Annotated in this window: 23 protein-coding genes; 10 read left to right on the top strand and 13 right to left on the bottom strand. The window is 67.4% G+C overall.

Annotated elements, in window-relative coordinates:
- The first annotated feature begins 9 nt into the window (after positions 1-9).
- Positions 10-888 (top strand): helix-turn-helix transcriptional regulator, encoded by an 879-nt coding sequence (locus OKQ63_RS11320; RefSeq protein ID WP_264210181.1) that lies wholly within the window; start codon positions 10-12, stop codon positions 886-888.
- A 2-nt stretch (positions 889-890) separates the two neighbouring features.
- Here OKQ63_RS11320 and OKQ63_RS11325 read toward each other — a convergent pair whose 3' ends face one another.
- The 4 genes from OKQ63_RS11325 to OKQ63_RS11340 all read right to left on the bottom strand — a co-directional run bounded on the left by OKQ63_RS11325 (position 891) and on the right by OKQ63_RS11340 (position 4,435).
- On the bottom strand, positions 891-1,139 hold the full coding sequence (locus OKQ63_RS11325) for a hypothetical protein (RefSeq protein ID WP_264210182.1): 249 nt from the start codon (positions 1,137-1,139) through the stop codon (positions 891-893).
- Positions 1,140-1,150: 11 nt separating this feature from the next.
- Positions 1,151-1,951 (bottom strand): carbon-nitrogen hydrolase family protein, encoded by an 801-nt coding sequence (locus OKQ63_RS11330; RefSeq protein ID WP_264210183.1) that lies wholly within the window; start codon positions 1,949-1,951, stop codon positions 1,151-1,153.
- Positions 1,948-3,204 (bottom strand): Zn-dependent hydrolase, encoded by a 1,257-nt coding sequence (locus OKQ63_RS11335; protein ID WP_264210184.1) that lies wholly within the window; start codon positions 3,202-3,204, stop codon positions 1,948-1,950. The genes OKQ63_RS11330 and OKQ63_RS11335 overlap by 4 nt, the downstream gene beginning before the upstream one ends.
- A 334-nt stretch (positions 3,205-3,538) precedes the next feature.
- Complete coding sequence (locus tag OKQ63_RS11340; RefSeq protein ID WP_264210185.1) at positions 3,539-4,435, bottom strand: thymidylate synthase; 897 nt, start codon at positions 4,433-4,435, stop codon at positions 3,539-3,541.
- 728 nt (positions 4,436-5,163) lie between these two features.
- On the opposite strand from OKQ63_RS11340, the gene OKQ63_RS11345 reads away from it, so the two are divergent.
- From OKQ63_RS11345 to OKQ63_RS11355, 3 genes are all read left to right on the top strand, one after another.
- Positions 5,164-6,066: a thymidylate synthase gene (locus OKQ63_RS11345; RefSeq protein WP_264210186.1), complete on the top strand. Its 903-nt coding sequence runs from the start codon at positions 5,164-5,166 to the stop codon at positions 6,064-6,066.
- Positions 6,067-6,084: 18 nt separating this feature from the next.
- On the top strand, positions 6,085-7,506 hold the full coding sequence (locus OKQ63_RS11350; RefSeq protein ID WP_264210187.1) for a tetratricopeptide repeat protein: 1,422 nt from the start codon (positions 6,085-6,087) through the stop codon (positions 7,504-7,506).
- A 77-nt stretch (positions 7,507-7,583) separates the two neighbouring features.
- A complete protein-coding gene (locus OKQ63_RS11355; RefSeq protein ID WP_264210188.1) occupies positions 7,584-8,012 on the top strand; it encodes a VOC family protein in 429 nt (142 codons plus the stop codon).
- 567 nt (positions 8,013-8,579) lie between these two features.
- Here OKQ63_RS11355 and OKQ63_RS11360 read toward each other — a convergent pair.
- From OKQ63_RS11360 to OKQ63_RS11370, 3 genes are all read right to left on the bottom strand, one after another.
- Positions 8,580-9,077, bottom strand: a complete 498-nt coding sequence (locus OKQ63_RS11360; protein ID WP_264210189.1) for a MarR family winged helix-turn-helix transcriptional regulator — start codon at positions 9,075-9,077, stop codon at positions 8,580-8,582.
- Positions 9,078-9,153: 76 nt separating this feature from the next.
- Entirely contained in the window at positions 9,154-9,417 is a 264-nt protein-coding gene (locus OKQ63_RS11365; protein ID WP_264210190.1) for a succinate dehydrogenase assembly factor 2, read from the bottom strand.
- On the bottom strand, positions 9,414-9,830 hold the full coding sequence (locus OKQ63_RS11370; RefSeq protein ID WP_264210191.1) for a helix-turn-helix domain-containing protein: 417 nt from the start codon (positions 9,828-9,830) through the stop codon (positions 9,414-9,416). The genes OKQ63_RS11365 and OKQ63_RS11370 overlap by 4 nt, the downstream gene beginning before the upstream one ends.
- 96 nt (positions 9,831-9,926) lie before the next feature.
- Between OKQ63_RS11370 and OKQ63_RS11375 the strand changes: the two genes are divergently transcribed.
- The gene (locus OKQ63_RS11375; RefSeq protein ID WP_264213911.1) at positions 9,927-11,129 is read left to right on the top strand and encodes a pyridoxal phosphate-dependent aminotransferase; all 1,203 of its coding nucleotides are present in this window, start codon (positions 9,927-9,929) and stop codon (positions 11,127-11,129) included.
- A 13-nt stretch (positions 11,130-11,142) separates the two neighbouring features.
- Positions 11,143-11,556: a hypothetical protein gene (locus OKQ63_RS11380; RefSeq protein ID WP_264210192.1), complete on the top strand. Its 414-nt coding sequence runs from the start codon at positions 11,143-11,145 to the stop codon at positions 11,554-11,556.
- Positions 11,557-11,577: 21 nt separating this feature from the next.
- Here OKQ63_RS11380 and OKQ63_RS11385 read toward each other — a convergent pair whose 3' ends face one another.
- Complete coding sequence (locus OKQ63_RS11385; RefSeq protein ID WP_264210193.1) at positions 11,578-12,360, bottom strand: hypothetical protein; 783 nt, start codon at positions 12,358-12,360, stop codon at positions 11,578-11,580.
- A 175-nt stretch (positions 12,361-12,535) separates the two neighbouring features.
- On the bottom strand, positions 12,536-13,858 hold the full coding sequence (locus OKQ63_RS11390; RefSeq protein WP_264210194.1) for an aminotransferase-like domain-containing protein: 1,323 nt from the start codon (positions 13,856-13,858) through the stop codon (positions 12,536-12,538).
- A gap of 95 nt (positions 13,859-13,953) precedes the next feature.
- Here OKQ63_RS11390 and OKQ63_RS11395 point away from each other — a divergent pair, with 95 nt between their 5' ends.
- Positions 13,954-15,114, top strand: coding sequence for an MFS transporter (locus OKQ63_RS11395; RefSeq protein WP_264210195.1), 1,161 nt, complete (start codon positions 13,954-13,956; stop codon positions 15,112-15,114).
- Positions 15,115-15,212: 98 nt separating this feature from the next.
- The gene (locus tag OKQ63_RS11400) at positions 15,213-15,575 is read left to right on the top strand and encodes a PRC-barrel domain-containing protein (RefSeq protein ID WP_264210196.1); all 363 of its coding nucleotides are present in this window, start codon (positions 15,213-15,215) and stop codon (positions 15,573-15,575) included.
- A 176-nt stretch (positions 15,576-15,751) separates the two neighbouring features.
- Here the strand turns inward: OKQ63_RS11400 and OKQ63_RS11405 are convergent, their stop codons facing one another.
- Together OKQ63_RS11405 and OKQ63_RS11410 are read right to left on the bottom strand one after the other, a co-directional pair.
- Positions 15,752-16,000 (bottom strand): EF-hand domain-containing protein, encoded by a 249-nt coding sequence (locus tag OKQ63_RS11405; RefSeq protein WP_264210197.1) that lies wholly within the window; start codon positions 15,998-16,000, stop codon positions 15,752-15,754.
- A gap of 330 nt (positions 16,001-16,330) precedes the next feature.
- Entirely contained in the window at positions 16,331-16,783 is a 453-nt protein-coding gene (locus tag OKQ63_RS11410) for a nucleoside deaminase (protein ID WP_264210198.1), read from the bottom strand.
- Between the two features lie 177 nt (positions 16,784-16,960).
- Between OKQ63_RS11410 and OKQ63_RS11415 the strand changes: the two genes are divergently transcribed.
- Entirely contained in the window at positions 16,961-17,329 is a 369-nt protein-coding gene (locus OKQ63_RS11415; protein WP_264210199.1) for a DUF1428 domain-containing protein, read from the top strand.
- Positions 17,330-17,368: 39 nt separating this feature from the next.
- Here OKQ63_RS11415 and OKQ63_RS11420 read toward each other — a convergent pair whose 3' ends face one another.
- Positions 17,369-18,754: an MATE family efflux transporter gene (locus OKQ63_RS11420; protein ID WP_264210200.1), complete on the bottom strand. Its 1,386-nt coding sequence runs from the start codon at positions 18,752-18,754 to the stop codon at positions 17,369-17,371.
- 117 nt (positions 18,755-18,871) lie between these two features.
- Between OKQ63_RS11420 and OKQ63_RS11425 the strand changes: the two genes are divergently transcribed.
- On the top strand, positions 18,872-19,522 hold the full coding sequence (locus OKQ63_RS11425) for a TIGR02453 family protein (RefSeq protein ID WP_264210201.1): 651 nt from the start codon (positions 18,872-18,874) through the stop codon (positions 19,520-19,522).
- Between the two features lie 3 nt (positions 19,523-19,525).
- On the opposite strand, the gene OKQ63_RS11430 is transcribed toward OKQ63_RS11425, so the two are convergent.
- On the bottom strand, positions 19,526-20,434 hold the full coding sequence (locus OKQ63_RS11430; RefSeq protein ID WP_264210202.1) for a nickel/cobalt transporter: 909 nt from the start codon (positions 20,432-20,434) through the stop codon (positions 19,526-19,528).

Genomic DNA, 20,434 nt, shown 5'->3' on the forward strand with positions numbered 1-20,434 from the left:
GGAATCACAATGTTTGACGCAGCGCACATGCAAGACAGCAGCAGAACCGCAACATCAGGCCGCCTGGAGGCCCTCGCCCGGGCCATCGAGCTTGTTGGGCAGGAGGGCTTCCTGGCCTCCCTCGCAGATCTCTGCCAATCGGCAACAGGATATGACAGCACCTTTGCCGCGGCCTTTTTCCCGGACCACCCGCCGGTGGAGCTGTTCGACAACCTGTCCGATGAACACAGCGCTTCGACAATCAAGCCCTACCTGGATTTCGCTTACTTCCTCGACCCCTTTTTCAATCTGTTCCAGACGGGGATCGGGGACAGCGTTGTCACGCTTGGCGAATGCGCGCCCGACGACTTCCTGGCGTCCGAGTATTTCCGGACCTTCTATGCAGACACCGGCCTGTTCGATGAAACCAGCGTGTTCGTCGCCTTCGAGAGCGGCGCCGCCGTGGTGATCTCGCTGGGCAGCCGCGAGGAAGGCTTCCGGCTTGGTGCGGATCAAAGGGCCGCACTGGCCGCGCTGCTGCCCTGCATTGCCGCGCTCTGCCGCCGCCACTGGCCCGCGCTGGACCCCGATTCTCTGGCCGGCAGCGGCCGCATGGGGCAGCACCTGAGGAAATCATTCGACCGTTTTGCAAGCTCGGTTCTGAGCGGGCGCGAGGCGGAAATCGCGCAGCTGATCCTGAAGGGGCATTCCTCGAAATCCATCGCCCGCGTGCTGGGCAACAGCCCGGAAACCGTCAAGGTGCACCGCAAGCGCATCCACAACAAGCTGGGCATCTCCTCGCAGGGGGAACTGTTCTCGCTGTTCCTCGAGGCCTTGACCAAGGCGCCCGCCAATGCGACCGGCGACCCGCTCGCCTATCTCGACAGACCGGCCGGCGGGCGCTCCTGATTTCATTCGGCAAACAGCCCTGCGTCGTCAAGAACCGCCTCGCCCTGCAGCAGGGCCGCCTCGATGGCAACGCTGCCGATGTCCTCAAGCGGGGTGTCCAGGACATTCCCGCTCAACACCACAAGATCCGCGCGCCGATGAATGTCCTGAACCCCCGGCAGAACCATGCGGCCGCCCAGGTCGACGATCTCCGAATCTTCACCGCCGGCCCATCCCCCCGGACCGGCCGCCATCAAACCCGTCCGTCTCATGGCGCACTTCCTCATAGCGCACTTCGCTGGTTTTCCATCCTGTCGAATACATACCGCGGATAGGCCGCCTTGGCAGCCTGCGCGGCACCGGCGTCGATCGGAACCGTGGCATAGGGCTGTGTGCTGTCCGCCGCCGCCAGCAGCTCGCCATCCGGGTCCACCGCCACGGAACGCCCTTCAAAGGCAAACCCCGCTGCTGCCGGGCCCGCCAAGTTGGACGACAGCACATAGCAGCCGGTCCGCACCGCCAGGGCGCGGGCGCCGGATATCCAGATATCGCTGCCCAGGTCCGGCGTCGCGCGCGGCACCAGAAGCACCTCGGCACCGGCCCGGGCCAGGCGGCAGGCATGCGCCCAGTCCCAAAGCTCGGTGCAGATCGCAAAGCCGATCCGAACCCCGTTCCAGTCCAGCGGCGCCTTCTGCTGCGCACCGGCACCATACCAGCGGCGCTCCCAATAGCCGTCCTCCTCGGGCAGCGCCGCTTTCTCATGCGGCTCCGCAGCGATCCGGCCATCCTGCCAAAGAAAGGCGCGGTTTCTGGACTGGCCATCCGGTGTCAGAACCGGACGCGACCCCGCCACAGCGGTGCCCAGCAGCCCTCCGAGCTCATCCAGGCCATGCTCATGATCATGAACGGACTGCTGCCACAGCGCCGCCTCCGGTTCCGGGCTGTGGGCCAGCCAGGGACTCAGCGGCATTTCCGGCAGCAGCACAAGATCGCTGCTCTCTGCCGCCGCGTGGGCGGCCAGGGCCTCGGCCTGCGCTGCCCGCGCCGCCGGCCGCGGGTCCCAGTCGGCAATGGTGATCTTCATGCCTTTGTCCCCGGCGGGACGGGCGCGCCAGCCAACTGCAACGCAACATCCAGCAGCACGTTTGCACCCGCCGCGGCCTGCTCCGGCGCCGTGAATTCCTGCGCGTTGTGGCTGATGCCGCCGCGGCAGGGCACAAAGATCATCGCCGCGGGCACCGCTTTGGCAAGATGGAACGCATCATGGCCGGCCCCCGACACCATGTCCCGGGCCGCATAGCCCCGGGCGGCAGCGCTGCTGCGCACGGCTGCGGCCAGCTGCGCGTCGAAATGCACCACGGGCGAGTGCCAGATCTGCTCAAGGCTGATCTCCACGCCCTCCGCCGCATCGTTCAACTGCGCAATCCCCTCGGCCAGCGAGCCATGCATCTGCTCCAGCACGCTCTCATCCGGATGGCGCAGATCGACCGACAGGTGCAGCTCTCCCGGCACTGCGTTGATGGAGCCGGGCCGCGTTTCGATCCGGCCGATGGTTGCGCGGGCATCGGCATCCGCCGTCCCGGTCCGGTAGACCAGCTCAGCCGCCGCTGCCAGATGCCGCACCGGATCGCGCCGCATCGCCATGGGCATCGGCCCTGCGTGGGTCTCATCGCCGCGCAGGTCCAGCGAGTACCAGCGGATCGCCTGCCCGCCGGTGACGACGCCGATGCTCTTTCCCTCCTGCTCAAGGATCGGCCCCTGCTCGATGTGAAGTTCCAGATAGCTGCCGATTGCATGGCTGCCCGGCTCCACTCCTCTGTCGTAGCCGAACCGTTCGAGTTCCTGCGCAACCGGGATGCCGGATGCATCGGCAACCGCCAGTGCCTCGGCCAGCGGATGCAAGCCGCAATGAACCCCCGAGCCCATCATGGCGGGCTGAAACCGGGCGCCCTCCTCGTTGGTCCACACGGCGACCTCCACCGGCGCTTCCGTTGCGACTCCCAGATCCTCCAGCGTCTCCAGCACTTCCAGCCCGGCCAGAACCCCCAGCACGCCGTCGAACCGGCCGCCCATCGGCTGCGTGTCCAGATGGCTGCCGATGGCAACCGCAGGCGCTGCCGGAGTCCGGCCCGCGCGCCGGACGAACAGATTGCCGATCTTGTCAAAAACCGCGGTGAAGCCGCGGTTCGCGCACCATGCCAGAAACAGCTCGCGGCCGTCCTCGTCATCCTGGCTGAGCGCCAGCCGGTGCGAGCCGCCGTTCACCGTGGCGCCGATTTCGGCCATGTCCATCAGCCGGGACCACAGCCGCGTTCCATCCACCGAATAGCCTGCCATGAAACACTCCTGCAAAACTCCGCCAAAGACCTGCATGGTCGCCGCCGATGCGGCATCCCGCCAGTCCCCCATCCGTGGGACTGGCAGGATGCCGGGCCGGATCCGGCGGGATCTGCCGCCCCCCCGCGGTCAGGGCCGGGGCGTTCGGAATTGCATGGGCAAACAGCTGGACGCGCCGGGCAAGGGCCGGCGCGGGCGGATGCGGCTTGCAGGCTGCCCGCATTGCGGCCCGGACCCATGGCGCACCCAAGGACCCGATGCACAGCCGGGCCCGCGATCCGCAACGCCGCCCTCGCGGCGGGCGGGCCACCGCGCGCTGGCAGCCGCAGCGGGCCTACACTGCGACGTCGGCCTTTATGGGCGGATGGGGGTCGTACCCTTCCACATCGAAATCCTCGATCCGGTAGTCATCGATGCTCGCCGCGCGCTTGGCCAGCGTTATCTTCGGGAACGCACGAGGCTCACGGGTCAGCTGCTCGCGCGCTTGATCGAAATGATTGCGGTAAAGGTGGACGTCACCGCCGACCCAAACCAGCTCGCCGGGGCGAAGGCCCGCCTGCTGCGCAAGCATCAGCTGGAGCGCCGTGGCCCCCACGTAGTTGAAGGCCGCGCCAAGCAGAAGATCGACCGATCTTTGGAACAACAGGCAATCCAGGCGCCCGTCGGAGGTTACATGATACTGGTACACCATATGGCAGGGCGGCAGCGCCATCTCTCCCAGGTCCGCAACGTTCCAGCCGTGGAAGAGCATGCGCCGGCTCGCAGGTGTCTCCCGCAGCGCGCGGATCAGCGTCCCGATCTGGTCGTGTTCGCGGCCGTCCGCTCCCATCCAGCGCCGCCACTGCTTGCCGTACACCGGGCCGAGCTCGCCCCAACGGGCCGCGAAGCTGTCGTCCTCGACGATCCGCTGCTCGAAGTCCTCCTGCGTGACATCCTCTCCGGTCTCGCGGCGGTAGACCGCCAGCGGCCAGTCGGTCCAGATCCGCACATTTTCCCGCAGAAGCGGCTGGATGTTGGTTCCGCCGGTCAGGAACCAGAGCATTTCCTTGATTGCGGTTTTCCAATAGACGCGCTTGGTCGTCAGAATGGGCGCCGATCCATCCGACAGATCAAACCGGACCATGGCACCAAAAAGCGAGCGCGTGCCAACGCCCGTTCTGTCAAGCCGCTCATCACCGCGGTCAAGGACTTGTTCCATCAGGTCCAGATACTGGTACTCCGGATGCCGCATTGCTCTGCCTCCACACAGGTTCTTTTGCCGCTGCCAGCTTACTTGCGCGGCAGTCTTGCGCAATCATAATGCATAACGCATGGAGGGCTAAAGCGCATTCATCGGCCATAGCGAAATCAATCCAAATCCAAGCGCAAGCGATTGAAAACAAGACCAAACCACCGGACCTGCGGTCCCCATTGCCGGAAAATCCGCGCCCCGGGACCCTGCCGGCGCCGGACCGCCTTCCGCATCCGCCCGTCCGCTCCGGGATGCCACGCCGCTGTCCTCTGCGCCGCGGATGCCGGCATCGCCCGGCAGGAGCCGCATCAGCGCGTGCAGGATCGCGCACAGATGCCGCGTCCTTGCGCAGCCCAGGGGTAATCCAACAGCCGGGGCGCAGAGCGGCGGCACGCCGCAATGGTTCAGCCTGCCGGCCCGGTCTCCTGACAGCGCTCCGATTTGCCGGAAGGCAGCGCAGACGGACCAGCGGCTGCGGCACAGCGCGCGCCGGCATCTGCCGGAATTTCACGCCCCGGAAAACCGGCCGCAATGCCAGGCGCCAAGAATCAAGAAACCCCTCCGCGCCCGCCGCATCCCACTACATCTGCCCCGCGGCCCCGGCCGGAAAACAACATGCAGGTAGCCTATCCGCCACGGTTGCGCCCAAATCCCCACGGTTCAATTGACAATTGCCATGCCCCGGCCGAAGGTGGCGCAAAACGAAAAACATATTGAGGTAGAGGCAGATGAGGCGCTATTGGCTAGGGCTCGCGGCAGCGTCCGCGCTGTCAGCGTGCGGCGGGGGCAACCCGTTTACCACCGGGACAGATGACCCCACAGACGTCACCGGAACGATTCCGGAAGCTCTGGCAGGCGATGTGGACAGCGTCAGCTATGACGCCGCCAATCAATCGCTGACCGTGACCGGCGTCGGCCTGGATGAAACCCCCTTTTCCGCCACGTATGTCCGCAAGCCCGCGCTCGACCGGGCCGGGTATGAGGCCTATACGGTCCAGGACAACCAGCTGACCGAACACTCCACCGCCTATGTGCGCGAGACCGAAGGCGGCTACGCCACCGTGGTCATGACCGGCGGGCAATTCGGCTTTTTCCAGGGCGGCACCACCTATGGCCGCACCGGCACCTATTCGGCACCGGAAACCGAACAGGGCCCCGGCGGCATCGTCAGCTATGCCGGCACCTATGTCGGACTGCTGAACGTCGACGGCGACAACGGCGACCTGATCGACCCGTCAAATGGCACCAATCCGGCCATCCTGCCAGGCCAGGCGGCCGAGGTCACCGGCGATGTGTTCATCAATGCCGACTTCTCCGACAACCGGGTCAAGGGCACAGTGTACAACCGCCAGATCACCGATCAGCCAGGAACCGAAGTTGAAAACCTGACCCTCAACCCGACGGACATCGCGTCCGACGGGACCTTCACCGGCGAGGCTTCCGTCGATCACGGCGGTGTCGGGGAATATGGCGGCGTGTTCTCCGGCGCCGGCGCTGCTTCGGTGGCTGGATCCGTGCATGCGACCGCCCACATCGAAGCGCTGAACGACGGCACCGTGCCGATTGAGGAATTCGGCGTCTTCGTTCTGGGCTCCTGCGACGGCGCCAGCCCCGATCCAGCCTGCCCCTGACCCATGCGCAGGGCCGCATTGGCGCTTCTGGTGCTGGGTCTGGCCACGGCCCGGCCCCACGCGCAGGAGCAGACCAGGCCGCAGGTGCACCTGTCGCTGCAGCAGGGGCACATCCTGGCCGCACATGCGCTGAACTCCGGCAACCCGCAACTGGCGCTGCGGCTGTCGGATGCGCTGCTGCAGGCCGACCGCAGGAACCACGCGGCCTGGCATCTGCAGGCCGCCGCCTATGCCCGGGCAGGCCAGCCGGCCAAGGGCCGCAAGTCGGCCGCCCGCGCCTTCCGCTTTGCCCCCGACAGCGCCACCAAGTACCAGATGGCCCAGCTCGCCTCCCGACTGGCCTTTCAGGGCGGCAGCCCGGTGCTGTCGCAATACTGGCTGCGCCGCACCGCGGTGCACGCCCCGGATGAGAAGGCCGACGCGCTGATCGCCAAGGACTACCAGGCGCTGCGGCGGATCAGCCCCTGGTCCTTCCGGCTCAGCGGCGGGCTGAAGCCATCGAACAACGTGAACAACGGCTCGGATGCGGCGACTCAGGAAGTCGACGGCCTGTCCTCGCATGTGGCACCCAGATTCGGGCCCCGATCGGTGGCTCTGTCCGGTCTCGTCGGCACCCTCGACACCGGGATCGGCCGGCGCCTGCAGCAAAGCAGCACCAGCCTGACCTCGCTGAGCGGGCGGCTGTATGTCCAACGCGTGGCCCTATCCTCCAGCGCCAAGGAGAAAGCCGCCGAACTGGCCCGCCTTACCCACACCACTGTGCCCCGGAATTCCGAATTCGGCTCGACCTATGGTGAAATCACCCTCAGCCATGCCTTTTCGGCAGGCGCAGCCGGCCAGGGCGGCACGGCGCGGATTTCCCTGACAGGCGCGTCCTCCTGGTATGGCGGTGAACGGAACTACAACCTGGCAAAGCTTTCCGCCACACGGGGCTGGACCCTGTCGCCGCACATGCGCCTCACGGTCAGCGGCAGCGCGGAACACAGGCTGAACCCGCGCGTGGTTTCCTTGGATGCCAATGTTTTCGGGCTCGGCGCGTCGCTGCTGCGCGATCTCGGCAGCGGCAGCCGGCTGGATTTTTCGCTGGCGCTGCGCGACACCCGGTCAAAAAGCATTTACGCCACCGGAGAAACCGCCACCTTCAGGATCGGCTATGCCCATGGCAGGCTTGTCGGGCCCGCGAAAATCAGCACCGGCTTGACCCTCGGCGCGGCTGATTACCCATCTCAATTGTTCGCCCATAACGGCGTCTTCACCGCCATTCCCGGCGGCCGTCAGGACCAGTCGGTCTATGCCGACCTCAATCTGCTTTTCGACAGCTACGACTATGCCGGCTTCGCTCCAATGCTCCGGCTGCGGGCCGGCAGGCGCAGCTCCAACTTCAGCAAATTCGACAGCTCCGAATTCTCCGTCTCGCTGGGCATTGAATCAAAATTCTGAAGGCGCCCCCGGCGGCTTTCGCTGGCCATTGCGCCCGGCGCCGCTAAAGTCGCTGAAACCGCAAACAGGAGACCGCCATGCCGCTTACCTATCTGCACACCATGGTCCGGGTGAAAGACCTGGAAAAATCGATGGCCTTCTACGAACTCCTCGGCCTCCGGGAAACCCGCCGCTGGGACAATGAGCAGGGCCGCTTCACCCTGGTTTTCATGGCGCCCCCGGGGCAGCAGGAGACCCCGCTGGAACTGACATACAATTGGGACGGCGACGACGCGCTGCCCGATGACAGCCGCCATTTCGGCCATCTCGCCTATGGGGTGGACGACATCTATGCCGCCTGCCGGCATCTGATGGACAATGGCGTCACCATCAACCGGCCGCCGCGCGACGGGCATATGGCCTTTGTGCGCTCGCCCGACAACGTCTCGATCGAACTGCTGCAGAACGGCGAGGCGCTGGCCCCCGCCGAACCCTGGGCCAGCATGGAGAACACCGGCCACTGGTGACGGCTGTCTGCCCCGTCCGGACCTGTCCGCTGCGGCCGGGGCGCCTTGCCTTGTTCCGCAGAGATCCGGCTGGCACCGGCCTGGATTACACTGGCCTCGATTGCACTGGCCAGTCAGCACTGGCCCGGAATGCACTGGCCTGGAATGCACTGGCTTGCGGGCTGTGAGCCAGGCCTGCGCAGGATTGCCGGTCAGGCCTGACGGCAGAACGTTTCCGCAAAAACGAAAAATACCGGCACAGCGCCTGTCCGGTGCTGCCGGCCTCCGGCGGCACACCCGCCCGCCATCCGGTTCCTGCAATTATCACTTTGCGGAAAATAGCTCATCCCCCTGCAAAACACCCTGTCCGGGCATCCCGCCAGCCCCCGGCTGCAAGGAACTCTTTCCGTCGGCAAGGGCGGCCGCTTCTGCAACCTTCTGCCGTGGCCCCTGATCCGGGTCCCGGCGCTTTGCCCTTTGATACGGCCGGAGCACGGTTTCCCCTCATGCCCCGTCTGCGGACTGCCGGTGTTTCCCCGGCCTTGCGCGGCCCGCTGCCTGCCGGGGCGGTTCACCCCAACCGGCGTTTCAGTAAATATAACGAATCTGATCCGACCAATAACGCTCCACCCGCTTGAGCGAGGCGGTAATATCCTCGATCCCCTGCGAGGAAATCACGTCTTTTCCCTCCAGCCCTTCGGCATGGCGGGCAAACAGCCCCGAGACGATGTCGCGGATTTCGCGGCCCCGCTGGGTCAGCCGGACCCGCACCGAGCGGCGGTCGATCTCGCAGCGCTGGTGGTGCATATAGCCCATTTCGACCAGCTTCTTCAGATTGTAGCTGACATTGCTGCCCTGATAGTAGCCGCGGGTCTTCAGTTCCCCGGCGGTCACCTCATTGTCACCGATATTGAACAGCAACAGCGCCTGGACCGCATTGATCTCCAGCACCCCGACGCGTTCGAACTCGTCCTTGATGACGTCCAGCAGCAGACGGTGGAGACGCTCGACAAGGGCCAGCGCCTCCAGATAGCCAGTCATGAACCCCTTGCGGTCCACCTGGCCGATTGGCAATTCCATACTCATTCGCATCTCCGACTCGAATTTGCTCCTGAGACAAGATGCCAACAATTCCCGAAAAATCGGTTAAGCCGGGATTTTATTATTTTTGATAGGTTTGCGCGATGTCACCCACCAGCGCGCGGAACCGCTGCTGCGGCTCCGCCTGGCCGGTGACCCACTGATACAGGTCCTGATCATTCTCGTGCAGCAGCGCGTCATAAAGATCGAGCTGCGCCGCATCCATCCCGGCCAGGTTGGCCGCGGCATAGGCGGACAACAGAATGTCCATCTCCTTGATGCCGCGGCGCATTGACCGCATCTGCAGCCGTTTCAGCCGGGCCTCGCGGCTTTCCGGCTGCGTCATGCCGTGACCGCTTCGGCCTTTTCCGCGGCCTGCAGCAGGCTGCGCAGTTTCTTCTCCAGCCGCGCCGCGCGGTCGGCGTTGCTGCGCATCTCGGTGCGCAGTTCGCGCAGTTCCTTCAGGACACCGGCGAAATCGCCCAGATCCACCTCGGTCTCGGCCGGGGCGGACATGCCTTCGCCTTCGCCGGTCAGCAGCCAGGACATCGACACGTTCAGAACGCCCGCCAGCATGGTCAGCTTGTTGGCGCGCGGCTCGGACAGGTCCTGTTCCCAGGCCGTCAGCGTGGCTTTCTTGATCCCGAGGCGGCGCGACAGCTGCGCCTGGTTCATGGCGGCCGCTTCCCGCGCGGCGGCCACACGGTCGCCGAAAGTTGCTGCATCCGGGCCATACCAGTCTGTGTTCTGCTCAGTCATCGTCAGTTCTCCTATTCCAGTTGCCAATGCAGCTTGATCGCTGTTTGGCGGCACCCTATGACAGTTCCGAAGAACATACAAACCGGGGCCCAGCCGATGTCTTTCCTGTCCGAGACCTTATCTCGCGTCAAACCGTCGCCAACCATCGCAATGACCGCAAAAGCCGCCGAGCTTAAGGCCGCAGGACGCAACGTCATCGGCCTTAGCGCCGGCGAGCCGGACTTCGACACGCCGCAGAACATCAAGGACGCCGCCGTTGCCGCCATCGCCGCGGGCAAGACCAAATACACCGCCCCCGACGGCATCCCGGAGCTGAAACAGGCGGTCTGCGCCAAGATGAAGCGCGACCACGGGCTGGATTACACCCCGGCGCAGGTCTCGGTCGGAACGGGGGGCAAGCAGACGCTCTACAATGCGCTGATGGCGACGCTGAACCCCGGCGACGAGGTGGTGATCCCCGCCCCCTACTGGGTCAGCTACCCGGACATGGTGCTGCTGGCGGGCGGCACGCCGGTGATCACTGAGACCTCGCTTGAGACCAATTTCAAGCTGACCGCCGATCAGCTGGAGGCCGCGATCACCCCGAACACCAAATGGTTCATCTTCAACTCGCCCTCCAACCCCACCGGCGCCGGCTACAGCCGGGACGAGCTGAAGGCGCTGACCGACGTGCTGCTGCGCCATCCGCACGTCTGGGTGATGACCGACGACATGTACGAACACCTGGCCTATGACGGCTTCGAATTCTGCACGCCCGCGCAGGTGGAGCCGCAGCTGTACGAGCGCACCCTCACCTGCAACGGCGTCTCCAAGGCCTATGCGATGACCGGCTGGCGCATCGGCTATGCCGCAGGCCCGGAGAAACTGATCGCCGCCATGCGCAAGGTGCAGTCGCAGTCGACCTCCAACCCCTGTTCGGTCAGCCAATGGGCCGCGGTGGAGGCGCTGAACGGCACCCAGGAGTTCCTCGCGCCCAACAACGAAATCTTCGTGCGCCGCCGCGACCTGGTGGTCCGCATGCTGAACCAGATCGACGGCATCTCCTGCCCGGTCCCCGAAGGCGCCTTCTACGTCTACCCCTCGATCGCCGGTCTGATCGGCAGGACCACCCCGGCGGGCAAGCTGATCGAAACGGATGAGGATTTCGCCACCGCGCTGCTGGAAGAGGCCGATGTCGCCGTGGTCTTCGGCGCCGCTTTCGGCCTGTCGCCCAACTTCCGGGTGAGCTACGCTACTTCGGATGCTGCACTGGAAGAGGCCTGCAGCCGCATCCAGTCCTTCTGCGCGTCGCTGGCCTGACAGGAGACAAGACATGAGCGCCGACCTGCCGGAATATTACTTCCGCGTCCGCGAGAACGGCGCGTTTGTCTTCCGCGTCGACACCGAGAACCGCCAGCGGCGGATCGAGATGGATCAGATCGCCGTTGTGAACATCCGCAACGGCGAGATCAAGCCGCACGGCCAACGCGCCCTCAGCGATCAGGACATTGCCGAGATCAAGTCCTGGATGGACGCCCGCGCCGCCACCCTCGCGGCGCGTGACATCGACGACCTCCACCGCGCCATCGACCACCTGAACCTCACCGCCCACTGGGCCAACAGCCGGGCCACCGACGAGCAGCTCGAGGAGGTCACCGACGCGCTGCTGCTGGCCATGCACGACCTGCGCGGCGTGCTGGTGCGCAAGAAGGCCGACCGGCTGATCAAGGCCCGCGGCGACGCGTGAGAACCGGACTGCCCGGCCGCATCAGCCGCAAAACAGCGACCGCACGGCATAGCTGCGGAACCCGGGTTCCGGCAGCGGCGCGACCCCGGGTTGCGGCACCGGCGGGCGCCTCGGCAGATAGGATTTTCCCAGCACGAACAGGCGGCGCTGCCACAGACCGTCCGGAGTGCCCGGCTCGGGGCCGCCCAGGCCAAGCCGCCATTTCAGATGCAGTATCCCCCTTGCGTGCGCATCGCCGCCGAGGCGGAACGGGCGGCGGCCGGGCTGCGCATGCCGCAGCGCCGGCTCCGGCCCCTCCAGGCTTGCGATCTGGCAGATGAACTGCCCCTCGGCCGCCGCCCGCAGGCGCCGGTCCGGGCCGCCGTGCGACAGGGTTATCAAGTGGCCGGCCTTGATCCCGGCGCCTCTGACGGCAAATTCCAGCGGCTGCGGCAGCTCCAGAACTTCCGTTTCCGCGCCGAACAGCTCTGCCTCGCCCTGCCACTCGCGGCCGCTGGCAATGCGCAGCACATAACGCCCCGGCGGCACCAGCACCTTGAAGAAGGCGCCGCCCTCGGCATAGGCCGCCAGCGCCCCGGCACCGCTGCCGCTGCTGGCCAGCACCAGGAAATAATCCCTTCCGGCGGGGGTTTTCACCTGCAGCGGAAACACCGCGGGCAGCCCGGTGCGGTTCCACATCAGCCCGGCCCGCGGCGGCTCCGCGCCCGCCGCTCCGGCCGCCAGCAGCATCAGGCACAACAGCAGCAGGGCAAGCAGCCCGGCTGCCTGCCCGCCCCGCTCCGGTCCTGCGGCCATCGGCGTCATGACGGGCTGCTCCCTGTTTTGAAACCGTGAAAGACCCGGGCACCCTACCACAGCGGCCGCAACGGCGCGAAATCACAACCTCCGGCGCCGGACCGGATTTTTTTTCAACGCCTCCGCCCTGGGCCGGACCGGGCGAATCGCAAGTGTCCCAAGTACAGCTCCGGTCCCGCCTGCCCTAGCCCGCCGGGGCGGCCAGCGCATCGCGGATCCGTTCCAGGCCAAAGCGCAGCTCCTGTTCCGTGACCCCGCCAAAGGCGATGCGCAGGGCCTGCGGTGCGGCGTCGCCAACCGCGTAAGGCGCCGCTGACGACACCGCCACCCCCTCGCCGGACAGCCGCGCAATGACCGGTTCCGCCCGCGCGCCGCCGGACAGCGGCAGCCAGGCAAAGCTGGCGTTCGGATGCGACCGCATGGGAACACCCCGCAGGATCTCCCTGCACAGCGCCTGCCCCCTGGCCCCGGCCAGCCGCCGCTCGGCCTCCAGTTCCTGCACCGTCCCGTCCTCGATCCAATGGGTGACCAGTGCCGAGACCAGCGCAGGCGTGTTCCAGGTGGTGGCCCGGATCACCCGCGACACCGCCGCACAGCAATCGCCGGGCACCGCGATAAAGCCGATGCGCAGGCCGGTTGCGATGTTCTTGGAGAACCCGCCGACATGCACCGTCCGCTCCGGCGCCAGATCCAGGAAACCGGGCGGCGGATCCGGCTCCAGAAAGCCATAGGCACTGTCTTCGATGATGATCAGCCCGTGCCGCCGGGCCACCGCGGCAATGTCCCGCCGGGCCGCCTCGTCCATCACCGTGCCCAGCGGATTATGGACCGTCGGCATCAGATAGACCGCCTTCAGCTGCTTGTCCCGGCACAGCCGCTCCAGCGCGCCGGGATCCATCCCCCCCGCGTCCCCCGGCACTGCCGCCAGGGACAGCCGGTGCAGCGCCGCCACCTGCTTGAAGCCCGGATAGGTCAGCCCGCCGGTGGCAACGCCGTCGCCCGGCTGCAGCAGCCCCAGCACGGCCACCGCCAGCCCGTGCTGGGCACCGCAGGTGAGGAACAGATGCTCGGGGCTGGCGGTCTCGTGGCGCTGCGCAAGGTAGCCCGCGACGATCCGGCGCTCGTGCGGCCGCCCGCCGTGCGGCTGGTAGCGCAGCATCGCCTCCAGATCGCCCGAGGCCGCCAGCCGCTTCAGCCCCGCCCGCAGCCTCTCGGCATCGGACTGGCTGCCCGGCATGTTGAAGACCAGATCGATCAGCCCGTCCTGCCCGGCCTGCTCCAGACCCAGCGTCAGCGGCAGCGCCGGGTCGCGCACGAACATGCCCCGGCCCGCCTCGCCCAGGATCAGCCCCTGCCGCTTCAGCTCGCCATAGGCCCGCGTGGCGGTGGCCAGCGCCACCCCGTGCTCCTCGGCAAAGCGCCGGTGGGCCGGCAGCCGGGTGCCCGGCGGCAGGGCCCCTGATCTGATCCGCTCTGCGACCAGCGCCGCCAAATCGGTGTATCTCATGCCCGTTTCTGCCACTATACTTAGTACAATAAAAGAATTGTACTACATCCGGCCTCATGTCAACCAAAGGCAATGCCAATGGCACGGAGGCCGCCATGACCACGCCAATCTCTTCCGCACTGCTCGCCGCAGCCCTGTTCACGGTGACATATGCGGTGAACCTGCAGGCGCCGCTTTACAGCGTCTATGCCGCGCACAGCGGCGCCGGTGCAGCGGCGGTCACCCTTGCCTTTGCCGCCTATGCCGCCGGGCTGGTGCCGGTGCTGCTGCTGCTGGGCGGGCTGTCGGACCGGACCGGCCGCCGCCTGCCGATCGCCGCCGCCCTGCTGCTGGGGCTGGCCGCCACCGCGCTGCTGGCCGCGGCCCCGTCCTGGCCCGCGCTGGTTGCGGCCCGTGTCATGCTGGGGGCCGGAACCGGCCTCGCCACCACTGCAGGCACCGCCTTCATGGCCGAGCTGCTGGGCGAGGCGAAATCCCGGCAGGCCGCACTGCTGGTCGCCTCGGCCACATCGCTGGGGTTTGGCGGCGGCGCGCTGGCGACCGGGGTCAGCCTGGACTGGCAGGGGCCGACCACCCTGCCCGCCAGCTTCATCGCGCTGTTCGTGCTGGCGCCGGTGCTGGCCGCCGCGGCCCTGGCTCTGCCGCGCGCCGGCACCCGCAGGGCGGCACCGCTGCTGCGGCTGCCGGTGTTTCCCGCGGGGACCTGGCCTTATGGCACGGCCCTGGCGCTGGCCTGGTCGGCCACCGGCATGACCATCGCCGTGCTGCCGTTGCAGCTGGAGGCGCAGGGGCTGGGCGCCCGCACCGGGCTGGTGATCTTTCTGGCGATCTTCACCGGCTTCCTGTGCCAGCCGCTGGCCCGGGCGCTGGGAAACCGGGCCGCGCTTCTGCTCGGCTACGCGCTGGTGCCGCTCGGCTTTCTGCTGGTGCTCGGCGGCGTCTGGAGCCAGTCGCTGCTGCTCATCCTGTCCGGCACCGCCCTGACCAGTGCGGCCAGCTACGGCTTCGTCTACCTGTCCGCGCTGTCGGAGTTTTCGCAGCGCGCGCCCGGCAGCCGCGCCCGCGCTGCCGCCGGGCTGTTCGTCTATGCCTATGCGGGCTTCTCCCTCCCGGTCATCCTCAGCGGCGCGCTGGCGGACTGGCTCGGCCTGCTGCCTGCGCTGGCGGTCTTCCAGGCCTTCCTGCTGGCAGGCTCCGCCCTGGCCGCCGCCCTCTGGAGGCTGCGGGCGCGGTCCGGGCAGACAGCCCCGGCCTGACCGCGCCGCTTCCGCCAACCGTGTGCTGCGGGCTTGCGGAACAATCGGCCTGCCGGAACGTTGACTCCACACCCGCATCAGCAAGAAGGAGTGCAGCCATGCAACATGGTCAAACCGAAACCCGCAGCGCCCTTGTCTCGTCCCAGGACGTGACCGGCACCGCGGTCTACGACGAAAACCGCAGCAAGGCGGGCACCATCGACCACCTGATGATCGACAAGCAGTCCGGCAAGGTTGCCTATGCGATCATGACCTTCGGCGGTTTCCTCGGCCTTGGCGAGCAGCAGTTCACCATTCCCTGGGGCGCCCTGTCCTATGACACCGGGCTGGATGGCTTCCGCACCAGCATCACCCCGGAGCAGCTGAAAGCCGCACCGGAACGCCCCGCCGGATGGCGCCGCGACCGCAAGTACGAGGAAAGCATCTACGATCACTACCAGGTGCCCTACTACTGGTTCTGATCTCCTGTTCCGCCCTGCGCCGCCGCCATTCCGCGGAACGAAACAGGCCCCGCTGCCAGCGGGGCCTGTTCCTCCGCCGTGCCGCCACGCTGCACGGATGGGAAGAATTGCGTCCGCCCCCGGGGAGAAGGGGCGGCAGCGTGGCAGCCGGCCGGAGGCCGCTGCCGCTGGCGGGATCAGCCTGCCTGGGTCAGCACACCGGCTTCGATTGCCGCGCTGACCTCCGCCGCGTCGGCCTCGCCGTCCGCGTTGGCGTCGATCGTGGTGAAGGTTTCCGCGGTCAGGTCAGGGAACGCCAGCTGAAGCTCTTCCAGCGAGAAAGTCCCGTTGCCATCAGCGTCAAGCTCGGCCGCCAGTTCCTTTGCAGCCAGCGGGGACGCCATCAGAGCAGCAATTGCGGTCGCGGTCATGGCAAACTTTTTCATGTGAGATACTCCAGTCATTTTTGGTTTCATTGCGGCCCGCGGCGTGTCCTGCGAACCGTGAGAGACAGCTATGGCGCCGCCGCGCCCGCTGCCATCCCCAAACCGCTCCTGGCTGTTTCACCAGCACAATAGCGCCGGATTTTCCCTTTTTCATGAGCATGTTGCCGCCACGCGCAGCGCACCGGCCTTTGTCCGCGCAGCCTGCCGGCGCCGCCGCGCAGCTTTCCGCCCGGCCTTGGCAGAAAGCAGCGCCGCAGGGAACCAAACCGCTGCGGGCGCCAGCGCGGCCTGCCGCCGGTCCGCTTGCCCCGGGGCCGCGGAGTCCCCGCCTCAGCCCGGCTCGGTGATGTCCTCGGCCCACAGCTCCGGCTTTTCGCGGATGAACCGCTCCATCAGCGCAATGCAGTCCGGATCATCGGCAATCACCACCTCGACCCCTCTGGCGCGCAGGAAGTCCTCGTTGCCGCCGAAATTCAGTGTGTCTCCGATCACCACCCGCGGGATGCCGAACTGGACGATGGTGCCGCTGCACATCATGCAGGGCGACAGCGAGGTATAAAGCACGGTATCGCGGTAGGACGCCTGCCGCCCGGCCTTGCGCAGGGCGTCCATCTCGCCATGGGCAATCGGATCCCCCTTCTGCATCCGCTGATTGCGCCCCTGCGACACGACCTCGCCACCGCGCGCCAGCACCGAGCCGATCGGGCAGCCGCCCTCGTCGAAACCTGCCCTGGCTTCCTCATAGGCAATCCGCAGCAGGCGTCTGTCATTTTCGGTCATCATCGGGAAGAGGCCTCTTTTCTGAATGCATGCAAAACTGTTCAGGAATCCTGCCTGCGGGCGGCAGGGGGGTCAACCCTGCGCGGCCTGGCGGCGCCGCCGGGCTGGAGCCCGGAGCCCCTCCCGTGCCACACTCGTCCCGGCCGGGTGTTTCCCCGTGCCGGTGCCCGGGAGGCTGCCATGTACATTGCCGGATTCGTGATCCCTGTCCCCGAAGAGAATCTTGATGCCTACACGGCCTGGGCCAAGTCCAGTGCCAGGCTGCTCCGGGACCTCGGCTGCCTGGAAATCGCCGAGTGCTGGGAGGATAACGTGCCGGACGGCCGCCAGACCGACTTCCGCCGCGCGGTTGCTGCCCGGCCCGGCGAAAAGATCGTGTTCACCTGGCAGATCTGGGCCAGCAGGGCGGACATGGACGCCGCCGAAGCCCGGCTCGCCGCGGAGAAGCGGTTTGACATCCCCGCAGACCTGCCCTTTGACCACCGCCGCCTGATCCTCGGCGCCTTCACACCGCTGTTCACCATGGGGCGGGACACCGGAGCCGGGTAACCGGCGGCCCGGTCCGGGACATGCGCGCGGCGCCGCGGCTCAGCCGTGCGCCGCCGCGCCGACCGCCTTGATCGACTGCCCCCAGAACCGCATCATCAGGAACAGCCCGGCAACGGACAGGCCGGCCACCAGCCCCATCCAGACACCGACACCGCCCCAGTCCAGCACAAACCCCATCACGTAGGAGGCCGGGATCCCGACCGCCCAGTAGCTGAGCACGGCAATCACCATCGGCACGCCGGTGTCCTGCACCCCGCGCAGCAGCCCAAGCGCGACCGCCTGCATGCCGTCCATCATCTGAAACAGCGCCGCCGCCGCCAGAAGGCCCGCGCCGATGAGAAGTATCCCGTCCTTTTGCGGATCATCCGCATCCAGGAACAGCGCCATCAGCTGGTTGGGGATGGTCAGGAACAGCGTGATCCCCGCCACCGACACCGCCAGCGACATCCCCGTCACCACCTTGCCGCCCCGCGCCATATGCGCCCGGTCGCGGCGGCCATAGGCATTGCCGGCCCGGATGGTGGCGGCATTGGACAGCCCCAGATGCACCATGAACGTCAGCCCCGCCAGCGAGATCGCAATCCCGTGCGCCGCCAGCGGCACCGTTCCCAGCCAGCCCATCATCATCGCGGAGGCCGCAAACAGGCTGCTTTCCGCCAGGGTGGTCAGGCCGATCGGCGCCCCCATGCGGAACACCCGGCCCAGCATCTCCCAATCGGGCCGCTGGAAGTTCTTCAGCAGCTCATGCTCCGGCAGAACCCTCAGCGCGTAGGCCAGCACCAGGGCAAAAGAGACCCCGTTGGTGACCAGCGACGCAATCGCCGCTCCGGTCACCCCAAGCTCCGGCGCCCCCCAGTTGCCAAAGATCAGCGCATAGTTCACCAGCGCATTCAGCACGGCCGCCAGCACCGACATCCACAGCACGATCTGGGTGCGCTCCAACGCCGCCAGATAGGACTTGGCAACCATGTACAGCAGTGCCGGAAACAACGCCCAGCCGGCAATCCGCAGATATTCCGCCGCCGCATGGGCAATTTCAGCCTGCTGTCCCAGCAGCAGAAGGATCGGCTCCGACCACCACAGCAGGGGAACCGCCAGCGCGCCATAGGCCAGCGACAGCCACAGCCCCATGCGGGTCGAGCGCCGGATCTGCCGCTCTTCCCCGGCCCCCGCCGCCGCCGCCACCATCGGCATCACCGCAAAGGCAAAGCCGGAGCCGAGCAGGAAGATCGAGAAGAAATAGGTGGACCCCAGCGTCACCGCCGCCAGCGCCTCCACCCCGTACCAGCCCAGCATCACCGTATCGGTGAGGCCGATGGCAAACTGCGCCACATGGCCGCCGATCAGCGGCAGACCAAGAACGGCAATCGCCCGGGCATGGCCGCGCGGCGTCATTTCGGTGTGTTTGCGTGCTGACGTGCTCATGACGCCAGCCTTAGGGCGGCCCGGCTGCTCCGGCAAGGGCAGAGTTTCCTTGCCCCCGCACATATCTATGGTGGTATCCTGCACAGGCTGCCCCCCTTGCCCGCAGGAGCCTGACCGATGACCGATGCCTATGCCCAGCTGATCCCCGGCGCCCGCGCCTTTCTGGCGGAGCTGGCACAGAACAACAGCCGGGACTGGTTCACCGCGCACAAGGACCGTTACGAGGCCGAGCTCAAATCCCCCGCCCTGCAGCTGATGGACAGCGCCGCCCAGACCATCGCGCGCCGCACCGGCGCCGAGGTCACGGCCAAGATGTTCCGCCCCCAGCGCGATGTGCGGTTCTCCAGCGACAAGACGCCCTACAACACCCATCTGCACCTGATGTGGACGGTGAACGGTGCGGGCTGCGCGCTGTTCTTCGGCCTGGCCCCGGATTACTGCACGGCCGGCGGCGGCATCATGGGCTTCAGCAAAACCCAGCTGCCGCGCTGGCGGGCCGCGGTCGACGGCGCCTTCGGCGACGAGACCGCGGCGCTGACGGACATTCTGGCGCTCAAGGGCTTCGCCGCCAGGGAGCCGGAACTGAAACGCGTCCCCGCCCCCTACACCAAGGCCCATCCGCACGGGCACCTGCTGCAGCGCAAGTCGCTGACCTTCTGGCACGAGATGACGGCGCGCGAGCAGGCCGCGCCCCTTGGCGCGCTGATGTCGGCCTACCTCACCCAGGAGCCGATGTTCGCCCTGCTGGACAGCGCCCTTGCCGAGTGAGCCTCACACCGCCCGCAGCATGATCTGAACGGCCAGAACGGCCACCACCGCGCCGGCCAGGATCTCCAGCACCGCCGCCGCCCGCACCGCGCCGGTGCCCTGCATCTGCGCCAACGCGCCGCTGCGCAGCGTCACCGCCGCGGCGGCCACGGCCACCGTCACCGTGGCGGTGCCCAGTCCCATGGCAAAGGCGCCGGCAATCCCGGCCCACAGCACCCCCATCCGCCAGGTCAGCAGCAGCAGGAACACGGCGCCGGTGCAGGGCCGCAGCGCCACCGCGCCGATGATGGCCAGCGCATCGCGCAGCGAGGACACCCGGGCCGCTTCCTCTGCCGTCGGGCCGTGCCGGTGCCCGCAGGAGGCGCAGACCTCTCCATCCTCATGATGGCGGCTGTGCAGCGCGCGCTGCCTGCCGGCCCGGCTTCCCAGCAGCCTGCGCGCGCCGCGCGCCAGCAGCCACAGCCCGACCAGCGCAATCAGCCCGTAGGACAGCGGCGCCAGCACCTCCTCGGCGGCGCTGGTCAGCTGTTCGCGACCCCAGTCCAGCAGCATCAGCCCGCCCGCCACCAGCAGCACCGCCGTTGCCGCCTGCGCCAGCGAGGACGCCACCGCCAGCCCGGCCAGCCGCAGCAGGGCCACCTGCCTGGCCATGCCATAGCCGCCGATCACCAGCTTGCCGTGGCCCGGCCCGGCCGCATGAAAGAACCCGTAGGCGAAACACAGGGTCAGCAGCGCCGCCAGCGCCCCCGGCTCGCCGGCCCGCAAGCCGCGCAGCCCCCGCGCCATCGCGTTCTGCGCCTGCCGCTGGCCTTCGGCGGCCCAGGCCGCGACCTCCGCCGCGCCCCCGAACCCCCAGAGCCACACCGCCAGCGCCGCCACAGCCAGCGCCGCTATGGCCAGAAGCCCCCGCAT

It is taken from the genome of Leisingera thetidis (assembly GCF_025857195.1).
Lineage (GTDB): Bacteria > Pseudomonadota > Alphaproteobacteria > Rhodobacterales > Rhodobacteraceae > Leisingera > Leisingera thetidis.

Bases quoted from the DNA above. Each gene is read 5' to 3' on its own strand.
- OKQ63_RS11320 (WP_264210181.1), top strand. From the start codon at position 10: ATGTTTGACGCAGCGCACATGCAAGACAGCAGCAGAACCGCAACATCA.
- OKQ63_RS11325 (WP_264210182.1), bottom strand. From the start codon at position 1,139: ATGAGACGGACGGGTTTGATGGCGGCCGGTCCGGGGGGATGGGCCGGC.
- OKQ63_RS11330 (WP_264210183.1), bottom strand. From the start codon at position 1,951: ATGAAGATCACCATTGCCGACTGGGACCCGCGGCCGGCGGCGCGGGCA.
- OKQ63_RS11335 (WP_264210184.1), bottom strand. From the start codon at position 3,204: ATGGCAGGCTATTCGGTGGATGGAACGCGGCTGTGGTCCCGGCTGATG.
- OKQ63_RS11340 (WP_264210185.1), bottom strand. From the start codon at position 4,435: ATGCGGCATCCGGAGTACCAGTATCTGGACCTGATGGAACAAGTCCTT.
- OKQ63_RS11345 (WP_264210186.1), top strand. From the start codon at position 5,164: ATGAGGCGCTATTGGCTAGGGCTCGCGGCAGCGTCCGCGCTGTCAGCG.
- OKQ63_RS11355 (WP_264210188.1), top strand. From the start codon at position 7,584: ATGCCGCTTACCTATCTGCACACCATGGTCCGGGTGAAAGACCTGGAA.
- OKQ63_RS11360 (WP_264210189.1), bottom strand. From the start codon at position 9,077: ATGAGTATGGAATTGCCAATCGGCCAGGTGGACCGCAAGGGGTTCATG.
- OKQ63_RS11365 (WP_264210190.1), bottom strand. From the start codon at position 9,417: ATGACGCAGCCGGAAAGCCGCGAGGCCCGGCTGAAACGGCTGCAGATG.
- OKQ63_RS11370 (WP_264210191.1), bottom strand. From the start codon at position 9,830: ATGACTGAGCAGAACACAGACTGGTATGGCCCGGATGCAGCAACTTTC.
- OKQ63_RS11375 (WP_264213911.1), top strand. From the start codon at position 9,927: ATGTCTTTCCTGTCCGAGACCTTATCTCGCGTCAAACCGTCGCCAACC.
- OKQ63_RS11380 (WP_264210192.1), top strand. From the start codon at position 11,143: ATGAGCGCCGACCTGCCGGAATATTACTTCCGCGTCCGCGAGAACGGC.
- OKQ63_RS11385 (WP_264210193.1), bottom strand. From the start codon at position 12,360: ATGACGCCGATGGCCGCAGGACCGGAGCGGGGCGGGCAGGCAGCCGGG.
- OKQ63_RS11390 (WP_264210194.1), bottom strand. From the start codon at position 13,858: ATGAGATACACCGATTTGGCGGCGCTGGTCGCAGAGCGGATCAGATCA.
- OKQ63_RS11395 (WP_264210195.1), top strand. From the start codon at position 13,954: ATGACCACGCCAATCTCTTCCGCACTGCTCGCCGCAGCCCTGTTCACG.
- OKQ63_RS11400 (WP_264210196.1), top strand. From the start codon at position 15,213: ATGCAACATGGTCAAACCGAAACCCGCAGCGCCCTTGTCTCGTCCCAG.
- OKQ63_RS11405 (WP_264210197.1), bottom strand. From the start codon at position 16,000: ATGAAAAAGTTTGCCATGACCGCGACCGCAATTGCTGCTCTGATGGCG.
- OKQ63_RS11410 (WP_264210198.1), bottom strand. From the start codon at position 16,783: ATGATGACCGAAAATGACAGACGCCTGCTGCGGATTGCCTATGAGGAA.
- OKQ63_RS11415 (WP_264210199.1), top strand. From the start codon at position 16,961: ATGTACATTGCCGGATTCGTGATCCCTGTCCCCGAAGAGAATCTTGAT.
- OKQ63_RS11420 (WP_264210200.1), bottom strand. From the start codon at position 18,754: ATGAGCACGTCAGCACGCAAACACACCGAAATGACGCCGCGCGGCCAT.
- OKQ63_RS11425 (WP_264210201.1), top strand. From the start codon at position 18,872: ATGACCGATGCCTATGCCCAGCTGATCCCCGGCGCCCGCGCCTTTCTG.
- OKQ63_RS11430 (WP_264210202.1), bottom strand. From the start codon at position 20,434: ATGCGGGGGCTTCTGGCCATAGCGGCGCTGGCTGTGGCGGCGCTGGCG.